The sequence below is a fragment of the Chitinophaga sp. SVR4-12A genome (assembly GCF_056754765.1).
Map to the genome: position 1 here is coordinate 1641501 of NZ_JBPGWP010000001.1, position 18301 is coordinate 1659801.

Consider the following 18301-nt stretch of genomic DNA (forward strand, 5'->3'; position numbering starts at 1 on the left):
TGCGCAGTGTTGCAGGTGTGAAACGTTTGTTTTAATTGATAACATGAAAAAGCCACAAGCCTGACAGCTTGTGGCTTTCTTACAGCATGTATATACACTTACATTTTAATGAATCGTTTTGTTATCACTCCCTTCGATGTATTCAGCTGCAGCAGATAGGCGCCGGGACTTAAGGGCTGTACGTTAATCAGGGACGTCCCCGGATCGCTGACATGGAGCCTTTGCATCATCCTGGTATTGCCCGATACATCAAAGATGCTAAGGATGATGGTCTCATTGATGCCTTTCAGGCTGATCCTCAGCACATCGGGCGTTGGATTCGGATAAACGAGAAAGGACGCTTTATCCTGGTCGTTATCCGAAATAGCAGGATGGCTCAAAGCCTGCATGTTGCGTGCAAGAGCTGGAATGAGGATTGCTATTTCATCAGCGCCCATGGCAGGATGATCATGGCGGGCATCGCCGTCGAAATCATCTTTCACATTATCTATCCCAATGCCCGCCAGCTGGCGGTTACTGTCTGTTTCAAGCAGGTGCAGATCACCGGAAAGGCTGTTTGTAAAGTCGACAGGGATAGAGAGGGAGGAAAGATCCTGCCCGCTGCTATCGCGGTATTGAGCCAGGCTCAGGGACACCACCCGCCAGGACACCAGGGCTTTTGGATTGCTGCTGTATAGGTCATTGAAATCCGAGTTGTGCCAGAAAGCAGCCGGATAAGCATGATCGTTCCGCAATGCGTAATGCCTGCCATCGCCTCCCGTGCGGGTATTGTGAAAGATATTGTTCCGCGCAGTGATGTCCGTATTCACACCCCATGTTCTGTAAAAAGCACCGGAGTACTTACTGCCTGCTGCAGTACCGCCTATCGCGATGCTGTTATAATACAATTGCATCTCCGTGGCGGTGGCATTGTGGATGATACCATACACCGTAACACGTTGTGGGTTAAGGCTGATCATGTTATTGGTGATAACAAATTTTCCCGTACCGGAACTACCTCTTAAGGATACGCCCAGCACCGAGCCGCCTTCTGACTGGTCATTCCTCAGGTCATAGATCTGGTTCTTCGACAGCGTATATCCATTTATGTTACTCTTATGTGCGCTGTTGACGCCTATAACGGTGGAGGCTGCGGTAGTAGTGCTCTCCAGGTCGTAGATCCTGTTATGGGTAATGTCAACGGGCGCCGCATAAGGAGGGTTGGTGCTAATGCCCTGCACCGCTGCATTACTTATTGCATTGGTGTTGGCCGCCGCATTGCGCAGCGTGTGAATCGTATTCGAATCGATGTTCAGGTATGAATCGTGCGGGCATTGACTGCCGATACCCATTACAACCGATGCATAACCGCTGCTTTCAGAGGAAAGGGTGTCAATGGTATTACCACTGATGCTGTTGTTGATATAAGCCTTTGTAACGGTATAAGGTGACCTGCTGAAAATGCCCTGAACGGTACCGTTGGAGGCATTAGGAGCCGTAGTGTGCAAATGAGAGATCCGGTTAGCTGTTATATAACAGATGGCGTTCATTCCCTCACCTGGCAACAGGGTGGGAGTAATACCCCTGGTAATGGCATCTGTTATGCCGGAACAGTTATTATACAGGCGCCTGATAATATTCCTGGTACAATTGTACTGGATATCATAACGACCCTGAAAGCTCATCAGGATACCATCAATGGTACCAGAGCCGGCATTCATCTGTATACTGCCCGGAACCGTTCCGCCAATAGTGTTATTTTTAATAGCCGTGTAATTGTCAGTGCTGACATTGATCCCATCCATAGCCGCGTTTTCAGCGCCTGCCCCATTTAAGGTCAGCCCTCCTACCCTGTTGTTCTCTATCACTAAAGTTCCGTAACCCGACGAACCACCGTTCGCTTCAATACCGCCCATCCCTGCGACGTTAGCCGCAGCAGGCCCTGTATAGGTAATGGTAATATCGTCTGTTTTGTCGAGCGAGCCAACGGTGTTTCCGGTTATTTTTCCTATGGGGATACTGGCGATGATTCCACGAAAGAACAATCTTTTATTCTGCACACTGCTGCTGAGCTTAAAATTCTTTATCACGTTACCTTCAATGATGGTGGTTGCATAGAGGCCTGATCGTACAATTATTCCTATTAAACTCGCTCCTTCAGTAAACACGGCCGGGCCTCCGCCTGCATAGGGAGCGCTGCCGCCTATAAAATTGTAGCGGATAGTATCCCCGCCGCCATCGTTAACGGCAATACAGCTCTTCACAGAATTTGACCAACCTGTTACCGGCAGCGCATAATAAATGCTGTTGTCGCTAAGGGTGTTATGGTGCGAATAGGAACCCATTAATATAGCAGCAGAAAGATAACCGGCGCTGAAAAAATCATGTATCAGGTTGTTGGCAATAAGGTTGTAGGAATTAGCCGTGCCGGTAGCAGGGCCGTCAGGCGTAGCATGAATGCCTGCGCAGGGCAGCTTACCGCCGGCCGGACCGATATCGTTGTACTCAATGATGTTGTACTGGTTGGAGCCATAGCCTAGTAACACAGTTCCGGCATTATCGCCCTGGCTCGCTCCTTCTAAATTCAGGTACCTGAGCTTGTTTGCCCTGGCGGCATTAAACAGCCGTATGGTAGAAGCACTATAGCCTGTGTTAAGATTGCGGATAGTGAGGCTTCTTTCTGTGCCCTCTGCCCCGATTCTGCCTTCAAAGGTGATACTATCCGCTCCATTCAGTGCTATCAGGGGGCCGGCAATATCGCCGCTAATGGTGCAGGCAACGGTAGGCCTGATATGGATCCTGCTGTAACGCGCCGTTCCGCCGTTTGCGTTCAGGGTTGCCGTAGCGATCTCTGTAATGGAAGCATTGATACGGATATTGATCGCTCCCTGGTGATCGCCATTATTGATGGCATCAAAAGCAGCTTTTAAAGTGGGGTAAGCGCCGCTGAATGCGCCACCGGTGGCTGTTACCGTCACCTGGCCTTTCAGGGAGGCAGATACGGTCAGTAATGCAATAAAGAACTGGTAAATTTTTTTCATACACGGGTGATTAAACAATTCATAAAAAAAGGGCAACAACACCTGCTACTAGTTTAAGTAATAGTCGGTTACACATGTCCACTAAATCTATATCAAAAAAGTCATTTCTCCGAAAAAGAACTACGAACGGTAGCCTTGTGCTTGGGAACGGCTCATCGCTTTTTTTCGTAACTTTAAACAGAGATATAAGTTGTCATGTCTAAGGAAGCACAAATAAAAGCTGTTCTGGAGGACTATTTAAATCTTGAATCCTCCCTGCAAGGCTGCCTTCGTGCAAGAGAAGAAGCGGAGGCAAAATATCATCGCCTCCTGGAAGAACTTCAGGCTCCTGGTAATAACTACACTACCCACACTGCCGCCCCTGTTTTAAGCGCACATGATGAAATTGAAAAATTAGACAGGGACATTATGGAGACGAGGCACAAACTTAATGAAGCTGCCGGATGCATCAGGCAGTATCTGCTCATATTAAAAGGGCGTTCCCTGGAAGTACATTTCTCCTTTGATTCACTGAATCACCGGGCGGGCACCCATAGCTTTTACCTGGAGGACGGAGAGTTAAAAGTGCAACGTATTCCCGAAAAAGTATAGGCGCCCGTCTGCCGCGGCAATTTCAAATTATATAGCAGTATCTATCTTAAAGCCGGCAATGTATTGCAGGCCGGATTGCTTTTGCAGGTTGGCCGGTACCTTGATGGTCAGCACACCGTTGTCAAAGCTCCACTTCAGTTTTTCCGGTCTGCCCATCAGCGCTACTTTGCTGATCCTCCTGGCTTCTACTACACGAAAAGATATCTCTGAAGGCAGCAGCACTTTATCGTTCTCTGCGATATACCAGGCATAAAGGTGTTGCTGATCTTTAGATTTCGTGAAGTAAATATTGTTCTCTGAATAAGGCGCAACGGGTTGTGAGCCGTGAATGCCTTCGCCATTGATGTTCATCCAGTTGCCGATGTCCTTTAAGCGATCGTAAGCTTCGGGCGACCAATCGCCTTTATCGCTGGGACCAATGTTCAGCAAGAAGTTACCGCCTCTTGAAACGATCTGCACCAGGTTGGACAGCAGCACTTTGGACGGTTTCATTTTATCAGTGGGCGTATAGCTCCAGGAATCTCCCATGCTCATACAGGTTTCCCAGGGATAAGGCAATGGCTTTTCGGGAATAGATTGTTCGGGTGTAGTGTAATTCTCAAATTCACCGGGAACAGTTCTGTCAACGATGATCAGCCCGGGCTGATGGCTGCGCGCCATACTGGCGATGCCAGGCATATCAATGCTTTGCTTGCCACCAGGTCTTACCCAGCCGCCATCCAGCCAGAGAATATCTACTCCGCCGTAGCCGGTCATTAATTCTTCGATCTGGTTGTAGGTGAACTCATTAAATTTCTTCCAGCGCTCAGGGAACTTTTTGATGTCGTAGTTCACATGGCGGTCTTTTGGCGGATAGTAAGACCACCAGAAATACTGGCTATGCCAGTCGGGCTTTGAGAAGTAAGCGCCGATCATGAAGCTGTCTTTGCGGAAAGCATCGAAGATCTCTTTGGTGACATTGGCGCGCGGATTCTTAGAGAATGGTGTGTTAGGACTGGTGATCCGGTAGTCCGTTTGTTTGGTATCGAACATACAGAAACCGTCGTGGTGCTTGGTAGTGAATACCACATAGCGCATCCCTGCAGCCTTGGCAGCTTTCACCCATTTTTCGGGGTTGAAGTCTACCGGGTTGAAAGTGTGCTGCAGGTCTTCATAGGCCTTTTTGTAACCAAAGAAGTCTGCGCTGTAAGGCCCTTTACGCACCACCCAATCGTCCGGGCAGATGCTCCAGCTTTCCACTTCGCCCCACTGTGTGTAGGTGCCCCAGTGCATAAATAAACCAAATTTCTGATCCTGCCACTGTTCCAGCTTCTTAATGACCAGCGGATCTTTAGGCGCCTGGTAATTGGATGACGTTTCGTGTACCCCCTCGTTGGCCTGTGCTGCCACATACTTTTCCGGCAGCACCATAGCCAGTACTATCAGCCCTGCGGCTAAGACATTTTTCATAGATATAGCATGATTGTTTTTACCCCAAAAATTCCCGAAAGATCCCGGAATTATTGCGTAAATGCAAGGTCAATTTTCGCTAATGCTGATGCCTAATTAACAAGGGCGGTACTTACATAATACATTTTAACGATGGCAGCCGTATCAAACAAAGGCGCTTCATTGGCTTTGAGGGCCAGCTGCTGCCATTGTTCCGTGGGAGTGATCTTTACTTTTGCTTTATCATTCTGCAGCACAAGGGGCATGTCAAAGCCGTTCACACAGTTAGCCCAGCGGTAAGACACGCGCGTGTTGTCTTTATCCCAACGCAGCTCCAGCCTGGGTATCTGGGTAGTACGCAGGTATTGATCATATACTTTGCTATAGTCATGCTGCGTCTTCGTGGAAATATAATCTTCTACCTGGCGGCTGGTGACGGTCTGGTGGTAGAAGTCTTTGTTCAGTCCGCGCAGTATCTGGCGGAACAATTCATCATTATCCAGTCCGTGGCGGATAGCATGCAGCATATTCGAAGCTTTTGGATACATATCACCGCTGCCCTGGTCGTTCACGTTGTATTGCGCGATAATAGGGCGATCGTTCCGGATGCCCCTGCGGATGCCTGCATTATAGGCATTGGCGGCATCTTTGCCGAAGATATAGTCGATGAAGAGGGTTTCGCTGTAATTGGTAAATCCTTCGTGCACGTACATGTCTGCCAGGTCTTTGGTGGTGATGTTGTTGCCAAACCATTCGTGGCCGCTTTCATGAATGATGATGAAATCCCATTTCATGCCCCAGCCGGTGCCTGATCCATCGCGGCCGCGATAGCCGTAGGTGTAACCATTGCCATAGCAAACGGCGCTCTGGTGCTCCATACCGGAGTGAGAAGTTTCTACGAGCTTGTAACCATCCTCATAGAAGGGATAAGGACCGAACCAGTGCTCCAGGCTTTTCAGCATGTTGTGCACCTGCGGCGGCATATAGCCTTTGGCGCGGTTGAGGTTATAGTCCAGCACCCAGTAATTGAGATCCAGCGCACCTTTCTCGCCATTATACTTTTCGCTGAAGTTCACGTATTTACCGATGTAAGGAATGATGCAGTAATTGCTGATCGGGTTCACTACGGCCCATTTGTAGGTGGCGCTGCCGTCGCCGTTATCTTTCTTTGATTGCAGGCGGCCGTTGGCAACGGCTACGAGCGTATCAGGAACGGTGATGGTGAGTGAAGCGCCATTATCCGGCTCATCGCTCTGGTGATCTTTACACGGATACCATACGGAAGCGCCGCCGCCCTGGCAGGTAACGGTCATCCAGGGACGTCCCAGGGAATCGCGGGTGAAGGTCCAGCCGGCAGACCAGGGCGGCCGGGTAGATTCTTTTACCTGTCCGTGGTAGAAGACGGTTACTTTCCCTTCGCTGGCCTGTTGCTGATCAGGTACTTTTACATGCCAGGCATTGCCCTCTTTGGTGAAGCTTAGCTTAGCGGTATTGTTGTATAGTACACTATCTATGATGAGTGGCTCCTGCAGGTCGATCTGCATCATTTGCCCTTTGTTATCGCTTACCACTTTATAAGTGATGGTGCTGGAGCCGCTGATGGTTTTGCTGTTATAGTCCGGCTTCACTGCAATATCGTAACGTATAATATCCCACCAGGCACGTTCAGGGGTGATGCTGCCTCTGAGGGTATCTGCATGGGTGAAGGTCTTGTTTAAAGGGGCCTGCGCCTTGCAGTTGCTGCATATGAGCAGGTAAAGTAAAGCGCAGACCAGGTGCTTTAAATGGAGGTTTTCGATGAGTGACGTGAAGTTTTGCATAAGAGCTAACTTAAGTATTAATATTTATCCGTGCTTAGCAGCATTTGTCTGATAATTTACGAAAATTAACCTTCACAAAACGGCGCTTGTTTATAGCTCGAAGCGCAGATCCCAGCGGATGCCCCAGGAGGAGATATCGGGATGATTGAGGTAAGTAAAGCGTTTGATCACATCAATGCGCAGTATTTTAAAGATATTGGAGATACCCGCACCAGCTTCAAAGTAAGGACCATCGTCGAGCGTATAGGTAGCTAAGGTGTTATTGGTAAGCGGGAATTTAAAGACGGTACCGTTGCCGGGCATGTTCTCCTGCCGCAGGCCGCCATAGAGCAATCTGCCGGTGATGACCTCCCGCCACTTCAGTTTCTTTATCAGCGGGATCCTGTCCAGGAAGAGGCCTTTAAAGGAATGTGTGATGCTGATACCCGCGTAATGATCAGACACGAATTCCAGGTAGTTCATCATGTTATAGCCTCTCCTGGAATAGCCCAGGCTCTGGTTGCCCTGGTGGATCACCAGCAGGGGCCAGGGCAACCTGCCTAAGATACCGCCTGCCTCCAGCCGGATGTCGGTATAGCCAAAGGGCGCCCAGTAAGCACGTTTTGAGATCTCCAGGTCCAGCCGGTCGTAGCTGAACTCCGCAGCTCCCCCTTTGAAGCCGTGTGTATAGCTCAGCGTGAATATGGGAAAGCGGTTCCTGATTGGGAAACGGTAGCCGGCGTTCTGGTAGAACTGTTCATGCGGCGCCCAGCGAAACACAGCGAACACCTCGTTGGTAGAGAGCGAGCTCACGGTGTCGTGTTCAGCACCGTTGTTCTTTACAAATGAGAGGGTGCCTGCGGGCTGTTGTTTCCGGTATTTGAAGCCCAGGTTGAGGCCCAGGTGGTTGGCGAATTCATACATGTAATCCACCCGGAAGATGTTGTTGTAGAGATAGCGGGTGGCGGAGCTGGTGCTAAAAGACAATAAAGGATTGTTATCTACATAATCATCACCTGCACCCGGGATATTGGTATCATGCCGGTAGCTGAATTCCAGAAAGTGCATGGGGTATTTATAGATAGAACGGTTGTTCAGGGAATAGGCCACACTGCCATAGTATTTGAATTGCTGATCGCGCAGGCCATAGGCCACATATCCATCCAGGAAATAACGGGTACTGAAATTCGTATTCGTACGCCCACCCAGGCGCGGTTTCCAGCCTTCTATGGGATTATAGGCCAGGAAGGCGTATCCGGGACCGATATCTATCGGCCCTGCCGCTTTATAACCTGTAGCCCAGAACCGGATCAGGTCTGTATACAGGATATAGGATTTCATGTTATGCAGGCTGTCGATGTTCTCATAAGTGCGGGCTTCCGCATCAGACAGGGTATTCATCCGGTAGGTGGTAAAGAAGCTGTCGGGTTTGTTCAGCGGAATGTATTCCCGTGTATAGTCTTTTTTAAACACGCTATCAGGAAACTGCCGGCCGCTGGTAAAATCGCTGAACAGCACTAACCGTTCTCCGTACAGGCCTGCGGTGCCTTTGGTCAGGCCAAAATCAGTGACTACATCTGAATAGCTTAAATGATATTTATGGGTCAGCGTATCTTCTTCAAAATCCTGGATCACGGAGAAATTGCGCACCACGCCGAGGTTCATGTCTTTATTGGTGTGCAGGTCTACCTTGCGTACGGCGTAACGTCCGTCCAGTGTAATGTAGAGCATACCGGTGAACACCAGGGCATTGTCGTTCCGCGGTGTAACGGTGAGCCGGATCAGTTTGGTGCCGTTCTCTACGATAGTATCTTCGATAAAATATTTATAAAAGGTAGGGCCGGCATCTGCAATAGGACTGATGAATTGCCGGGTGAAGGCCACGATGAGATTGTCGTATATATTGATATTCTCGTAGAGGCGGTTCAGTATGGCGCTGACGCCGTGCGTGTCGATGTATTCGCCGTAATCCACTTTCTTTTGTCCTTCAATGACCTGGTTCTTCTTTTCAGGGTTCCGCTGGAAATAATTGTGGCTTACGTTCTCTTCGATATAGACAGGTATCAGCTCCTTCCCTTTTACCTTGAGGGAGTCTTTATTTTTAAAAACGAACTGGTACTGCCGCATGATCCTGTTTTTGGTGGCCCAATCGGGAAAGCCATCCAGGTACATGCAGAGCTTTTCGTATTGCCGGTAGCTGGCGGAGGAATAAGCGCCGATGTCGTTTTCCTTTTTATGGGCGATTACCTGCCTTATCAGTTCTACGGCCGGGTTGTTCTTATTACTGTAGCGCCGGCGCTTACTGTTGACCACGACGGCGGCCAGCTGTCTTTCCCTTCTGGCAAGGGAAATATTGATCTCCTGCAGATAGGATTTCCCGAGGGACCTTTTCTGCGTAAAAAAACCATCGGCAGAAAACTGCAGGATGCTGCCGCCGGTGATGCGGAGGGAATACCTGCCTTCCGGATCGGTACGGGTGGAATACCGGGTATTTTCTGCGATGACATTCACGTTGGGAACCGGCACTTTTGTGGCCGAATCGAGCACTACGCCGTGAACATTTACAGACTGGGCCTTCAAACAAGGGCCCGGTACCGCGGTCAGCAATACCAAAGCACAAATAGCAGGATAGTCGAATATCTTACATAAAATTGTACGCATGCTGCTTAAATAACGGCAATTTAGACTACATATTCGCTGAATGGTTAAGAAGTTTATAAAAAAATAAAGATGCAGGGCTGGGTAGGGTACATGTGATTTCGCCTGTCTTATTAGCAGCTACGGCCCGGAAAAACATTTAAAACTAATTGGAATAATGCTGTAAATGACTGGCAACGAAGCGGAAAATCTGAGGGTCCAGGTGGATGAGCCCATATTTGAACAAGTTTTTAAAGCACAGTTTAAGAACCTGTATGCCTACGCCTTTACGATTGTAAAGGATGAAAGCGTGGCAAAGGAGATTGTTCAGCAGACATTTTTTAAGCTTTGGCAGCAAAAAGACCGGTTCCGGTCGATTGATATGCTGCTACCCTATCTATACAGGTCGGTACACAATGCGGCGCTGAACCACCTGGAGCACCTGAAGGTACGGGCGGCCTACCGGCAACATTACCTGCATGCTTCGGAAAAGGCGGCTACTACGCCAGAGCACCTGCAGGCAAAAGAAATGGAGCTGAAAATAGCGGAAGCCTACAAAGCGCTGCCTGAAAAAAGCCGCCTGATCTTCCACCTGAGCCGGTATGAGGGATTGAAATATGCGGAGATCGCCCGGAAATTGCAGGTTTCCGAAAAGGCCGTAGAAAAACACATGACCAAAGCATTGAAAATATTCAGATCCAGGCTTAGAGAATACCTGTCATGCATTCTTTTATGAAACAACACGCAGACAATATGATAACAGACCAGTTGCTGGTGCGCTTCCTCACAGGCGAGGCAAAAGGTCCGGAGCGCGAAGCGGTAAGCCGGTGGCTGGAGAGCAGCGTGGACAACAGGCAGTACTACGATACTTTTGTATCAGCGCTCAGCATTGCCAGTCCGGAGGTAGATACCAGTGACATAGACGTGGATGCTGAATGGCACACATTCATGAAGGGTGTAGCGGCCGCTCCAAAGGCCAGTGTGCGCGCATTACCTCCTTTACTGTTGCGCGTAGCTGCCCTGGTGCTTTTAGTAGCTGCTGCAGCGCTGGCTTACCTGCTCGCAAGGCCGGGAACGGGCAGGATCATTCAGTTTGCTTCCGGTGAAGCGGTGCGTACCGCTACCCTGCCAGACGGCTCTGCTATTACCTTGAATAAAAGATCCTCCCTTCAATATAACCAGGCGTATAACAGCAACAACCGCGATATACAGCTGAGTGGAGAGGCGTTCTTTGCAGTAGCGGCCAATAAGGAGCTGCCGTTTATTATCCGTACCGGCAATGTACAGGTGGAAGTGTTAGGTACTTCCTTCAATGTGAAAACAGCCCCGGATAAAACGGAGATCATCGTGGAAAGCGGCAAGGTGCGGGTAGAAAAAGCCGATGCGGCGATCTACCTGGGGGCCGGAGAAAAAGCCACCGTGTATACGGGCGAACGCTTACCGGTGAAGCAGTCTAACGAAGATTCGCTGTACAGCTATTACCGTACAAAACGCTTTGTGTGTAACGGCACGCCGCTCAGGGAGCTGGTGGATGCCCTGAATAATGTGTATGCACAGCAGATCGTTTTGAGTGATGATATAAACGGAGCATTGCCTATTACCACCACCTTTACCAATAAACCTATTACTGAGATCGTAGCCGTTATCTGCGCCACCCTTCAGCTCAAGGCGATCACACAAAACGATACGATCATCCTTCAAAAAAGAAACCCCTAAACCTGCGATGACCAGATATTTGTACTGTCACATTATCTTATTCTTATCGTTATTCGTGTTGTTTTCCGAAGTAGCAGCCCAACACCTGCTGGATAAAAAACTGGCTGCTTTCTCCGTTCAAAAAGCCTCCCCGGAAGAGGCGCTTCGCAAGCTGGGCGAACAGGCCAAAATCACCTTCTCTTACCAGACAGATATACTGCAATCCGGCCCGGGCATCAGCCTTTCTGCAGAGAACATTTGCGTTGGCCAGTTGCTGCATCAGCTGTTTGGAGATGATTATGAATATACCGAACAGGAGGATTTTATCATTGTAACCAGGCGCACTTCTTACTTTATTATCACCGGGCTGGTGACAGACAAAACAAGCGGGCTGCCCATGGATAGTGTACAGATCACCAGCTCGTACCGGGCATTTGGAGTGATGACAGATAAAGCAGGCGCCTTCCGACTGAAGGTGCCGGTGAATCATCCCATGGATCATATCAATGCGATCAAAGACCTTTACCGGGATGCTTTTGTGCCGATCAGCACCGCCAAAGATCAGCGGGTGCATATACAGATGCAGTTGTCCGGCATTCGTGAGCTGCCGGAAGTGACCAGGACCGCTGATGCGGAAGAGGGACCGAAAAAAGTACGCGTTCATCCACTATTCAATATACGAAGCGGTTCTACGAGCTTTGAGGCAAGCGGGATCTTTAACATCAATGAGGGGAATGCATACAACTTTCAACTGGCAGGGGCGGTGAATGTGGTAGGTAAGTCTTTAAAAGGCGTACAGCTGGCCGGTATTCACAACCTGGTGAGGGATACAGCCAGCGGTATGCAGCTGGCTGCCATGGTCAATAAAACAGAGGGGCCCGTAAAAGGTGTACAGCTCGCGGTGGTGAACCAGGCGCACAAACTGAAAGGCCTGCAGATCGGCGTGATCAATATTGCAGACAGTTCTGATGGCCTCAGCCTGGGTTTGCTGAACTTTGTGCGCAACAGCAGCGGATATCATTCACTCTCCCTGTTCACAAATGATGTGACCAATACCAACCTGGCGGTAAAACTGGGTAACAGCCAGCTGTATACGGTCTTTATGGGAGGCATGAATATTTCTTCGAACCAAAAGTTATACACCCTGGGTATTGGCCTGGGCCATGATTTACTGATCGGCAAAAGGATGGCCATTTCAGCGGAGGGTAATTACCAGTTCATTAAGATCATCAGCTGGGACAGCCGTTTAATGCAGCTTAAAACTGCTTTGAATGTACGTGTGCTGAAAGGTTTTAACCTGTTTGCCGGGCCCACCTATAACCATTATACGAACAGCGAGGATGAGATCCCGCCAGGATATAAAGACCTGGGCGTAAGCGGGTATAAAGATACCAGGACCTGGATAGGCTGGCAGGCCGGGATCACGGCAACAGACCTGTTATGGCCACAAGGCAAACAATATGTGTACAAGGAGAAAAAATGGTCGGCTCAGGCAGGTATTGCAGGGGGCCTCTCCTATGATCCTAATAACCGTGCAGATTGGGTATCGGGAGATGTTCGCTTACAAAGAGGCATTATTGACAACAGTATTTTAGTGATGCTGACTACAGCGGTCAATCATCGCTACGAACGGGTATTTACCTCTTACAATTTGGATGGAACAAGCAGCAGGTATGTTTCTCCGGGCCTTACAAATTTTGCGCTGAAAGCAGGGATCAGGGTATTTGTGATAAAGAAATTCTATGCCGCTGCTGAAATAGGCCCTGCGTTAACGGAAAGTCCACCTACCATGTTTGCCGAGGAAACAAAAACAAAAATGCGCATGCTGTTGTCTCCTTCCCTGGGCTGGGGCATCGGTCAACGTTTCGATCTCAGCGCCCGTATTGAAAACATCCAGGGAGCGATGTTCCTGCGCCTTGGCTATACCTTCCTGAAAAGCGCCAACTGATGGTAGGGTAAATCCTGCTTGTCCTGTTTTAATAACATGACGGCTAAACGAAGAGTGATCTATTACCTTGCAGACGGCGCACATACAGACGTATTACAGGAACTGCTGCAGCAGGGACATTTACCCAATATCAAAAGAATAACGGAAGAAGGCACTTACAGGATTGCGACCACCTGCTTTCCTTCCACAACAGGACCCGCTTATCTTCCTTTTTTAACAGGCCATTTCCCCGGCAGCATGCACATCACAGGCATCCGCTGGTTTGATAAGGCTGAGTTTAAACGCCGGCGCTGGGGAAACAAGCAGGCCATCCGTTCTTACTGCGGTCCGGAAGCCAGCTTGTTCAACAGCGACATGCCGGTTGACAAGCCCACTCTACTTGAACTGCTTGGGCGCAGCTACAATGTATACAACATGATCACGCGGGGTGTGCCTGACGCCTTTGACCTGGGCAGGAAGGGCAAAAGCCTGGCCTACCTGCGCGCGCACTTCCTGGGTAGGAATCACCCGGTAGACCAGACAGGACATGCCAGGATCATGGATATGCTGCACAAGGGCAATGATCTTGATTTCCTGTTTGCGGTATTTCCCAGTGTGGACTGGGACTCGCACTACTACGACATCCGGGATGAGCGCACCATACAGGCCTACAAGATTGTAGACCAGAGCATCGGTGAACTGCGCGTTTTCCTGGAAAAGAAAGGATGGTGGCAGGATACCTTATTCCTGCTGGGCTCTGACCATGGACTAACACCCACGCATACCCATTTTGATATTGCGGACTGGCTGAGTGAATCAGGTTTGCCTGCACTTAGTCATCCGCTGATCTGGAAGAAAGATCCGGCAGCATCTGTTTCTGTGTCCGGCAATTCATTTGCCAGCATTCATTTGCTGCAGCATGAAGGAACACATGCACTGGGCGGGCCGGAACTGATCGAACGCTTTGGCAGAGAGCGTTTGCAAGCGCTGGTACAACAGGAAGCCATTGACTTTGTGATCTACCGCAGCGCGCAGGCCAATGAGCTGTTTGTGCATAACAGCCGGGGCAGGGCACTGATCAGAAAAGCAGGACAGCAATATAGTTATATTCCTGTGAGCGCAGACCCGCTGCAGATGAACGGACAACTACAGGCGCGCGATCACCGCGAAGCGCTGGAAATGACCTTTGGCAGCATGTATCCTGATAGCCTGGTACAGGCAGAGCAATTGTTCAGAAGTCACCGTGCAGGCGATATCGTAGTATGCGCAAAGAAAGGTTATGACCTGCGTGGTTTCTGGGAGATCCCTGCCCACCGTGGCTCCCATGGATCCTTACACCATGAGCATATGCGCGTGCCATTGATCTACAACCAGCAGGGCTGGGCCAGTCATCCGGCAAGAACGGCGGATCTTTTCAGTACGATCCTGCATTGGATGCGTAAATCGCCACAGCCTTCTGAAGGCAATTCCCTCATCGCTCACTAAAAACATTGTTATTGTGATACAGACAGAAAAACTGCCGGTTTTCCGGAAACAGCTCATTATTAAAGGGGCGCTATGGTTTGCCCTGCTCACGATTGGGGGCATTGCAGCAGTTTTCTTTTACAGTAATACCGGTCAGACAGTAGATGCACTCTCCCATATAAAGCCCGGGTATATTTCGATCTGCCTGTGTATGCTGTTTGTGGACCTCCTGCTGGGAGGCTGGCGGAATCACATCTTCGCCAGGAAAACCAATCCCGGGATTTCGCAATGGGTAAGCTTTAAGGCCAATACGGCAAATATGTTCATGGGCGCTATCACGCCTGCCCATGGCGGCGCAGGGCCTGCGCAGATCTATATCTACATGCGCAACGGGCTTAGTTTCACCAGCGCCTTCGCTATCTCGCTGATCAATATGGCGGCCACGCTGATCTTTATGCCGCTGGCTGCATTAGCGGCTTTACTGCTGGTGAATCACCAGTTTGAAAGCGGGGTGATACCGGCCTTGCTGAAATATGGTTTCATCTTTTTCACACTGTTCCTGTTTGCCTTTCTGCTCGCTTTCAAAAAGCCCCTGCTGGCCGGGAGCGCGGTAAAAGGCATTGCCCGTTTGTTGTCCGGAGTGTTGACCGGGCGCAAACAACGACTGGCTGCATGGGGGCAAAAGGTGTATGATAACATTGCGCAGTATCAGCAAACCTGCAGGATCCTGCTCAGCCAGGATCCCTGGCTATTCCCACTGAGTGTAGCTATTACCATTGTATTATACCTGAACAAGTACTGCATGCAGTGGGTGATCCTGGCGGGGCTTGGGATCCAGGCAGATATTGTGCAGGTAATGGCCGTACAGGTGCTGATCCAGTTCATGATCTACTTTGCACCTAGTCCGGGTGGTAGTGGCTTTGCAGAAGTAGGCATTGCCGTATTGTTCTACCGCATGGTACCGGGGGCGGTCATGCCGGTATTCACCTTATTGCAGCGGACCTTTTTGTTGTTCTTCCCGGCGGTGGTGGGCGCCTTTGTGGTGATCGGCCGCTTAAAAAAGGACGTCTAAGTGAGTAAACCTATGAAAATGAGGGGCATACTACAGGTAAAAGACAGTGGTACGGAAGTTGTATTCTATAGCGCAAACAGTCTGCTGAAAAGGGACAAATCAGCCTAAATTCGGTCTCAAGCCGGCTTTTGAGTTGTATTTTTTCATCTCAACTGATGAAAATATGAAACTATTGTATATATTTATGCGTAAATTTTTTAATACATTGCGCGCCTACTATTCGAATGCACCAAGAGTGTCCCTAGCCTTATCCATATCTTTTGCGTTTTACTTACTGATATCCGGATGCGGAACTACTTTCGGGGATAATAAGAACACTACATCAGCGGCCAAAGTGCCCGCTACAGACAGCACTAAAACAGCACCTTCTGAGCCACCGCTGGATTCTGCCCTTTATAACAGTAAATGGCAGCAGGTTTTGCGGGGCGATTCTCTTTTCAATGCGAAGGTAAAGAACGTGTACCCCTTACCGGGCGCCATTCTGCCTTTCAAACGCATTGTGGCCTACTATGGAAATTTTTACTCAAAACGGATGGGCATACTTGGGGAATTACCCGAAGAAGAGATGCTGGCCAAGCTGAAAGGGGAAGTAGCTGCCTGGGAAAAGGCGGACAGCTCCATGAGCGTTGTTCCTGCTATCCACTACATTGCCGTAACGGCACAGGGAAGCGCCGGTAAGGACGGTAAGTACCGCCTGCGCATGCCTTTTGACCAGATAGACAAGGCACTGGCAACAGCGAAGAAAATAGAAGCGCTGGTATTCATTGACATACAGGTAGGCTTAAGCAACCTGCAGGCCGAGATACCGCTGCTGGAAAAATACCTGCGCATGCCGAATGTGCACCTGGGCATTGACCCGGAATTCTCCATGAAGGATAGCAGCCTGCCGGGCAAGAAGATAGGCACCTTTGATGCGACAGACGTTAACTACACCGCCGAATACCTGGCCAAGCTGGTAAAGGAAAGCCATATTCCTCCCAAGATCCTGATCGTGCACCGCTTTACCCAGGGCATGGTGACCAACTACAGCAAGATAGGCCTGCGCCCGGAAGTACAGATTGTGATGGATATGGACGGATGGGGCGGCGTACCACATAAAGTGACCACTTATCAACTCTTTATAAAAAGAGAACCTGTACAGTTCACCGGGTTTAAGCTGTTCTATAAGAACGACTTCCGTCAGCCGGGCAGCCGCATAATGACACCCGCAGAAGTGCTGGCGCTGAAGCCCCAGCCGGTATATATCCAATACCAGTAGCACTGTATAGGGAACAATTTCTCCCTACTGAATCTTTTCTCCCTTATTGCCGGGGCCTGTTACAGTGATGAATTTTGTGCTGAACAATTCAAAAAGCATGAAGAACATCACTGTAACAAAACCCTTTGGCATCACTGACCTTATTACACTTTTAGCCTGGGCAGGTATCGTATTCCTGACCTGGTCTTTCATGCACGGCGCCGATCATTTTCTGCAACTCACTCCTGAAGCGCTGGGAAAATACTTCCGTGTAAAATGGGCACTGCTCCTGCATATCACTGCGGGCGGCGGGGCGCTGGTACTAGGCCCGATCCAGTTCTGGGAAAGGCTGCGGAACCGCTACCGGCAACTACACCGGGTAATTGGGATCCTATACCTGCTGGCCATCCTGGCCAGTGGTACCAGTGCTGTGATCCTGGCGTCTACCACCGCTTATGCCGTGAACTGGGCCTATGCTTTCTCTTTGCAGGTATGGGTGACTGTGTGGATCACTTCTTCCTTTATTGCCTATTACACTGCGCGTAAAAAGAAATTCAAGCTGCACAAAGAGTGGATGACCCGGAACTATATTGTTACGCTGGCCTTTGTGGTGTCCGGCTCCCTGTTGAAGCTGCCGCTGGTACAACAGATCGGAGATTTTGCGGAGATTTCTCCTTCTTTCTTCTGGTTAGGATGGGCTGTTCCGCTGTATATCTATGAGGTGGTATTGTCATATAAAAGGAAGAGCTGAGACGCGGGAAGGAAGAAGGGATGAGGCTGACAGGGCCTTTGTTAATCCCTCCTAAATCCTTACTTTGTGCATGAACCATAAACCTAAAGACCTGTGAAAAAGATCACTATTCTTATCATTATCAGTTGCTTCACACTACTGGCCCAGGCGCAGACACAAACTGCGGTGAACCAGAAAGATGCCAAGCAACGTAAACAGGGCCCCTGGATAGAACAGGTAGAACCCTTGCGCGGAGAGCCCGGCTACAGCTGGGAAGGCTCCTATAAAAATGACCGTAAAGAAGGCATCTGGAAAAAATACGACGTCAGCGGTGATATGATCGCGGAAGAAACCTATCATAATGGCGTGCTGGATGGACCCTGCAAATATTATTATCCCAACGGCAAGCTTAGCGCAGCCGGCGTAATGCTGGCCATGGAAATTGAAGGCGAGGTAGATACGGTGCTGGTGATAGATCCTGTTACACAGGAGGAATCCCGTGTGGAAGTGGTACGTAAAGGCAATTCTGTACGGAATGGTGAATGGCGCTTGTATGATGAAGACGGGAACATGATAAAAGAAACTTATAGCCGCGGAGAAATAGTTACTGCAGAAAAAGGCGCTCAGCGCAAGGCGAATGTGGCGCCATTACCACATGAGCTGCAGCAGCAGACGGGAAATAAGCGGAAGAAAAACTAGCT

13 protein-coding genes are annotated in these 18301 nt (G+C 49.5%); 9 read left to right on the plus strand and 4 right to left on the minus strand.

Annotated features, from left to right (window positions below):
• Positions 1-98 precede the first annotated feature (98 nt).
• Complete coding sequence (locus ACR9Y8_RS06700) at positions 99-3020, minus strand: T9SS type A sorting domain-containing protein (RefSeq protein WP_481212470.1); 2922 nt, start codon at positions 3018-3020, stop codon at positions 99-101.
• 195 nt (positions 3021-3215) lie between these two features.
• Between ACR9Y8_RS06700 and ACR9Y8_RS06705 the strand changes: the two genes are divergently transcribed.
• Complete coding sequence (locus tag ACR9Y8_RS06705; RefSeq protein ID WP_481212471.1) at positions 3216-3611, plus strand: hypothetical protein; 396 nt, start codon at positions 3216-3218, stop codon at positions 3609-3611.
• A gap of 27 nt (positions 3612-3638) precedes the next feature.
• Here ACR9Y8_RS06705 and ACR9Y8_RS06710 read toward each other — a convergent pair whose 3' ends face one another.
• The 3 genes from ACR9Y8_RS06710 to ACR9Y8_RS06720 all read right to left on the minus strand — a co-directional run bounded on the left by ACR9Y8_RS06710 (position 3639) and on the right by ACR9Y8_RS06720 (position 9499).
• A complete protein-coding gene (locus ACR9Y8_RS06710) occupies positions 3639-5060 on the minus strand; it encodes an alpha-L-fucosidase (RefSeq protein WP_481212472.1) in 1422 nt (473 codons plus the stop codon).
• A 92-nt stretch (positions 5061-5152) separates the two neighbouring features.
• Positions 5153-6859, minus strand: coding sequence for a M1 family metallopeptidase (locus tag ACR9Y8_RS06715; protein ID WP_481212473.1), 1707 nt, complete (start codon positions 6857-6859; stop codon positions 5153-5155).
• A 90-nt stretch (positions 6860-6949) separates the two neighbouring features.
• Positions 6950-9499 carry a DUF5686 family protein gene (locus ACR9Y8_RS06720; protein WP_481212474.1) on the minus strand — a complete coding sequence of 850 codons (2550 nt, stop codon included), beginning with the start codon at positions 9497-9499 and terminating at the stop codon, positions 6950-6952.
• A 163-nt stretch (positions 9500-9662) separates the two neighbouring features.
• Here ACR9Y8_RS06720 and ACR9Y8_RS06725 point away from each other — a divergent pair, with 163 nt between their 5' ends.
• From ACR9Y8_RS06725 to ACR9Y8_RS06760, 8 genes are all read left to right on the plus strand, one after another.
• Complete coding sequence (locus ACR9Y8_RS06725; protein ID WP_481212475.1) at positions 9663-10211, plus strand: RNA polymerase sigma-70 factor; 549 nt, start codon at positions 9663-9665, stop codon at positions 10209-10211.
• Positions 10208-11191: a FecR family protein gene (locus tag ACR9Y8_RS06730; RefSeq protein ID WP_481212476.1), complete on the plus strand. Its 984-nt coding sequence runs from the start codon at positions 10208-10210 to the stop codon at positions 11189-11191. The genes ACR9Y8_RS06725 and ACR9Y8_RS06730 overlap by 4 nt, the downstream gene beginning before the upstream one ends.
• Positions 11192-11198: 7 nt before the next feature.
• Positions 11199-13118 (plus strand): LA_2272 family surface repeat-containing protein, encoded by a 1920-nt coding sequence (locus ACR9Y8_RS06735; RefSeq protein WP_481212477.1) that lies wholly within the window; start codon positions 11199-11201, stop codon positions 13116-13118.
• Between the two features lie 36 nt (positions 13119-13154).
• On the plus strand, positions 13155-14582 hold the full coding sequence (locus ACR9Y8_RS06740; RefSeq protein ID WP_481212478.1) for an alkaline phosphatase family protein: 1428 nt from the start codon (positions 13155-13157) through the stop codon (positions 14580-14582).
• Between the two features lie 13 nt (positions 14583-14595).
• Positions 14596-15633 carry a lysylphosphatidylglycerol synthase transmembrane domain-containing protein gene (locus ACR9Y8_RS06745; protein WP_481212479.1) on the plus strand — a complete coding sequence of 346 codons (1038 nt, stop codon included), beginning with the start codon at positions 14596-14598 and terminating at the stop codon, positions 15631-15633.
• 184 nt (positions 15634-15817) lie between these two features.
• Positions 15818-16891, plus strand: a complete 1074-nt coding sequence (locus ACR9Y8_RS06750; RefSeq protein ID WP_481212480.1) for a hypothetical protein — start codon at positions 15818-15820, stop codon at positions 16889-16891.
• Positions 16892-16988: 97 nt separating this feature from the next.
• Positions 16989-17621, plus strand: a complete 633-nt coding sequence (locus tag ACR9Y8_RS06755; RefSeq protein ID WP_481212481.1) for a DUF2306 domain-containing protein — start codon at positions 16989-16991, stop codon at positions 17619-17621.
• Positions 17622-17714: 93 nt separating this feature from the next.
• Complete coding sequence (locus ACR9Y8_RS06760) at positions 17715-18299, plus strand: toxin-antitoxin system YwqK family antitoxin (protein WP_481212482.1); 585 nt, start codon at positions 17715-17717, stop codon at positions 18297-18299.
• Positions 18300-18301 lie beyond the last annotated feature (2 nt).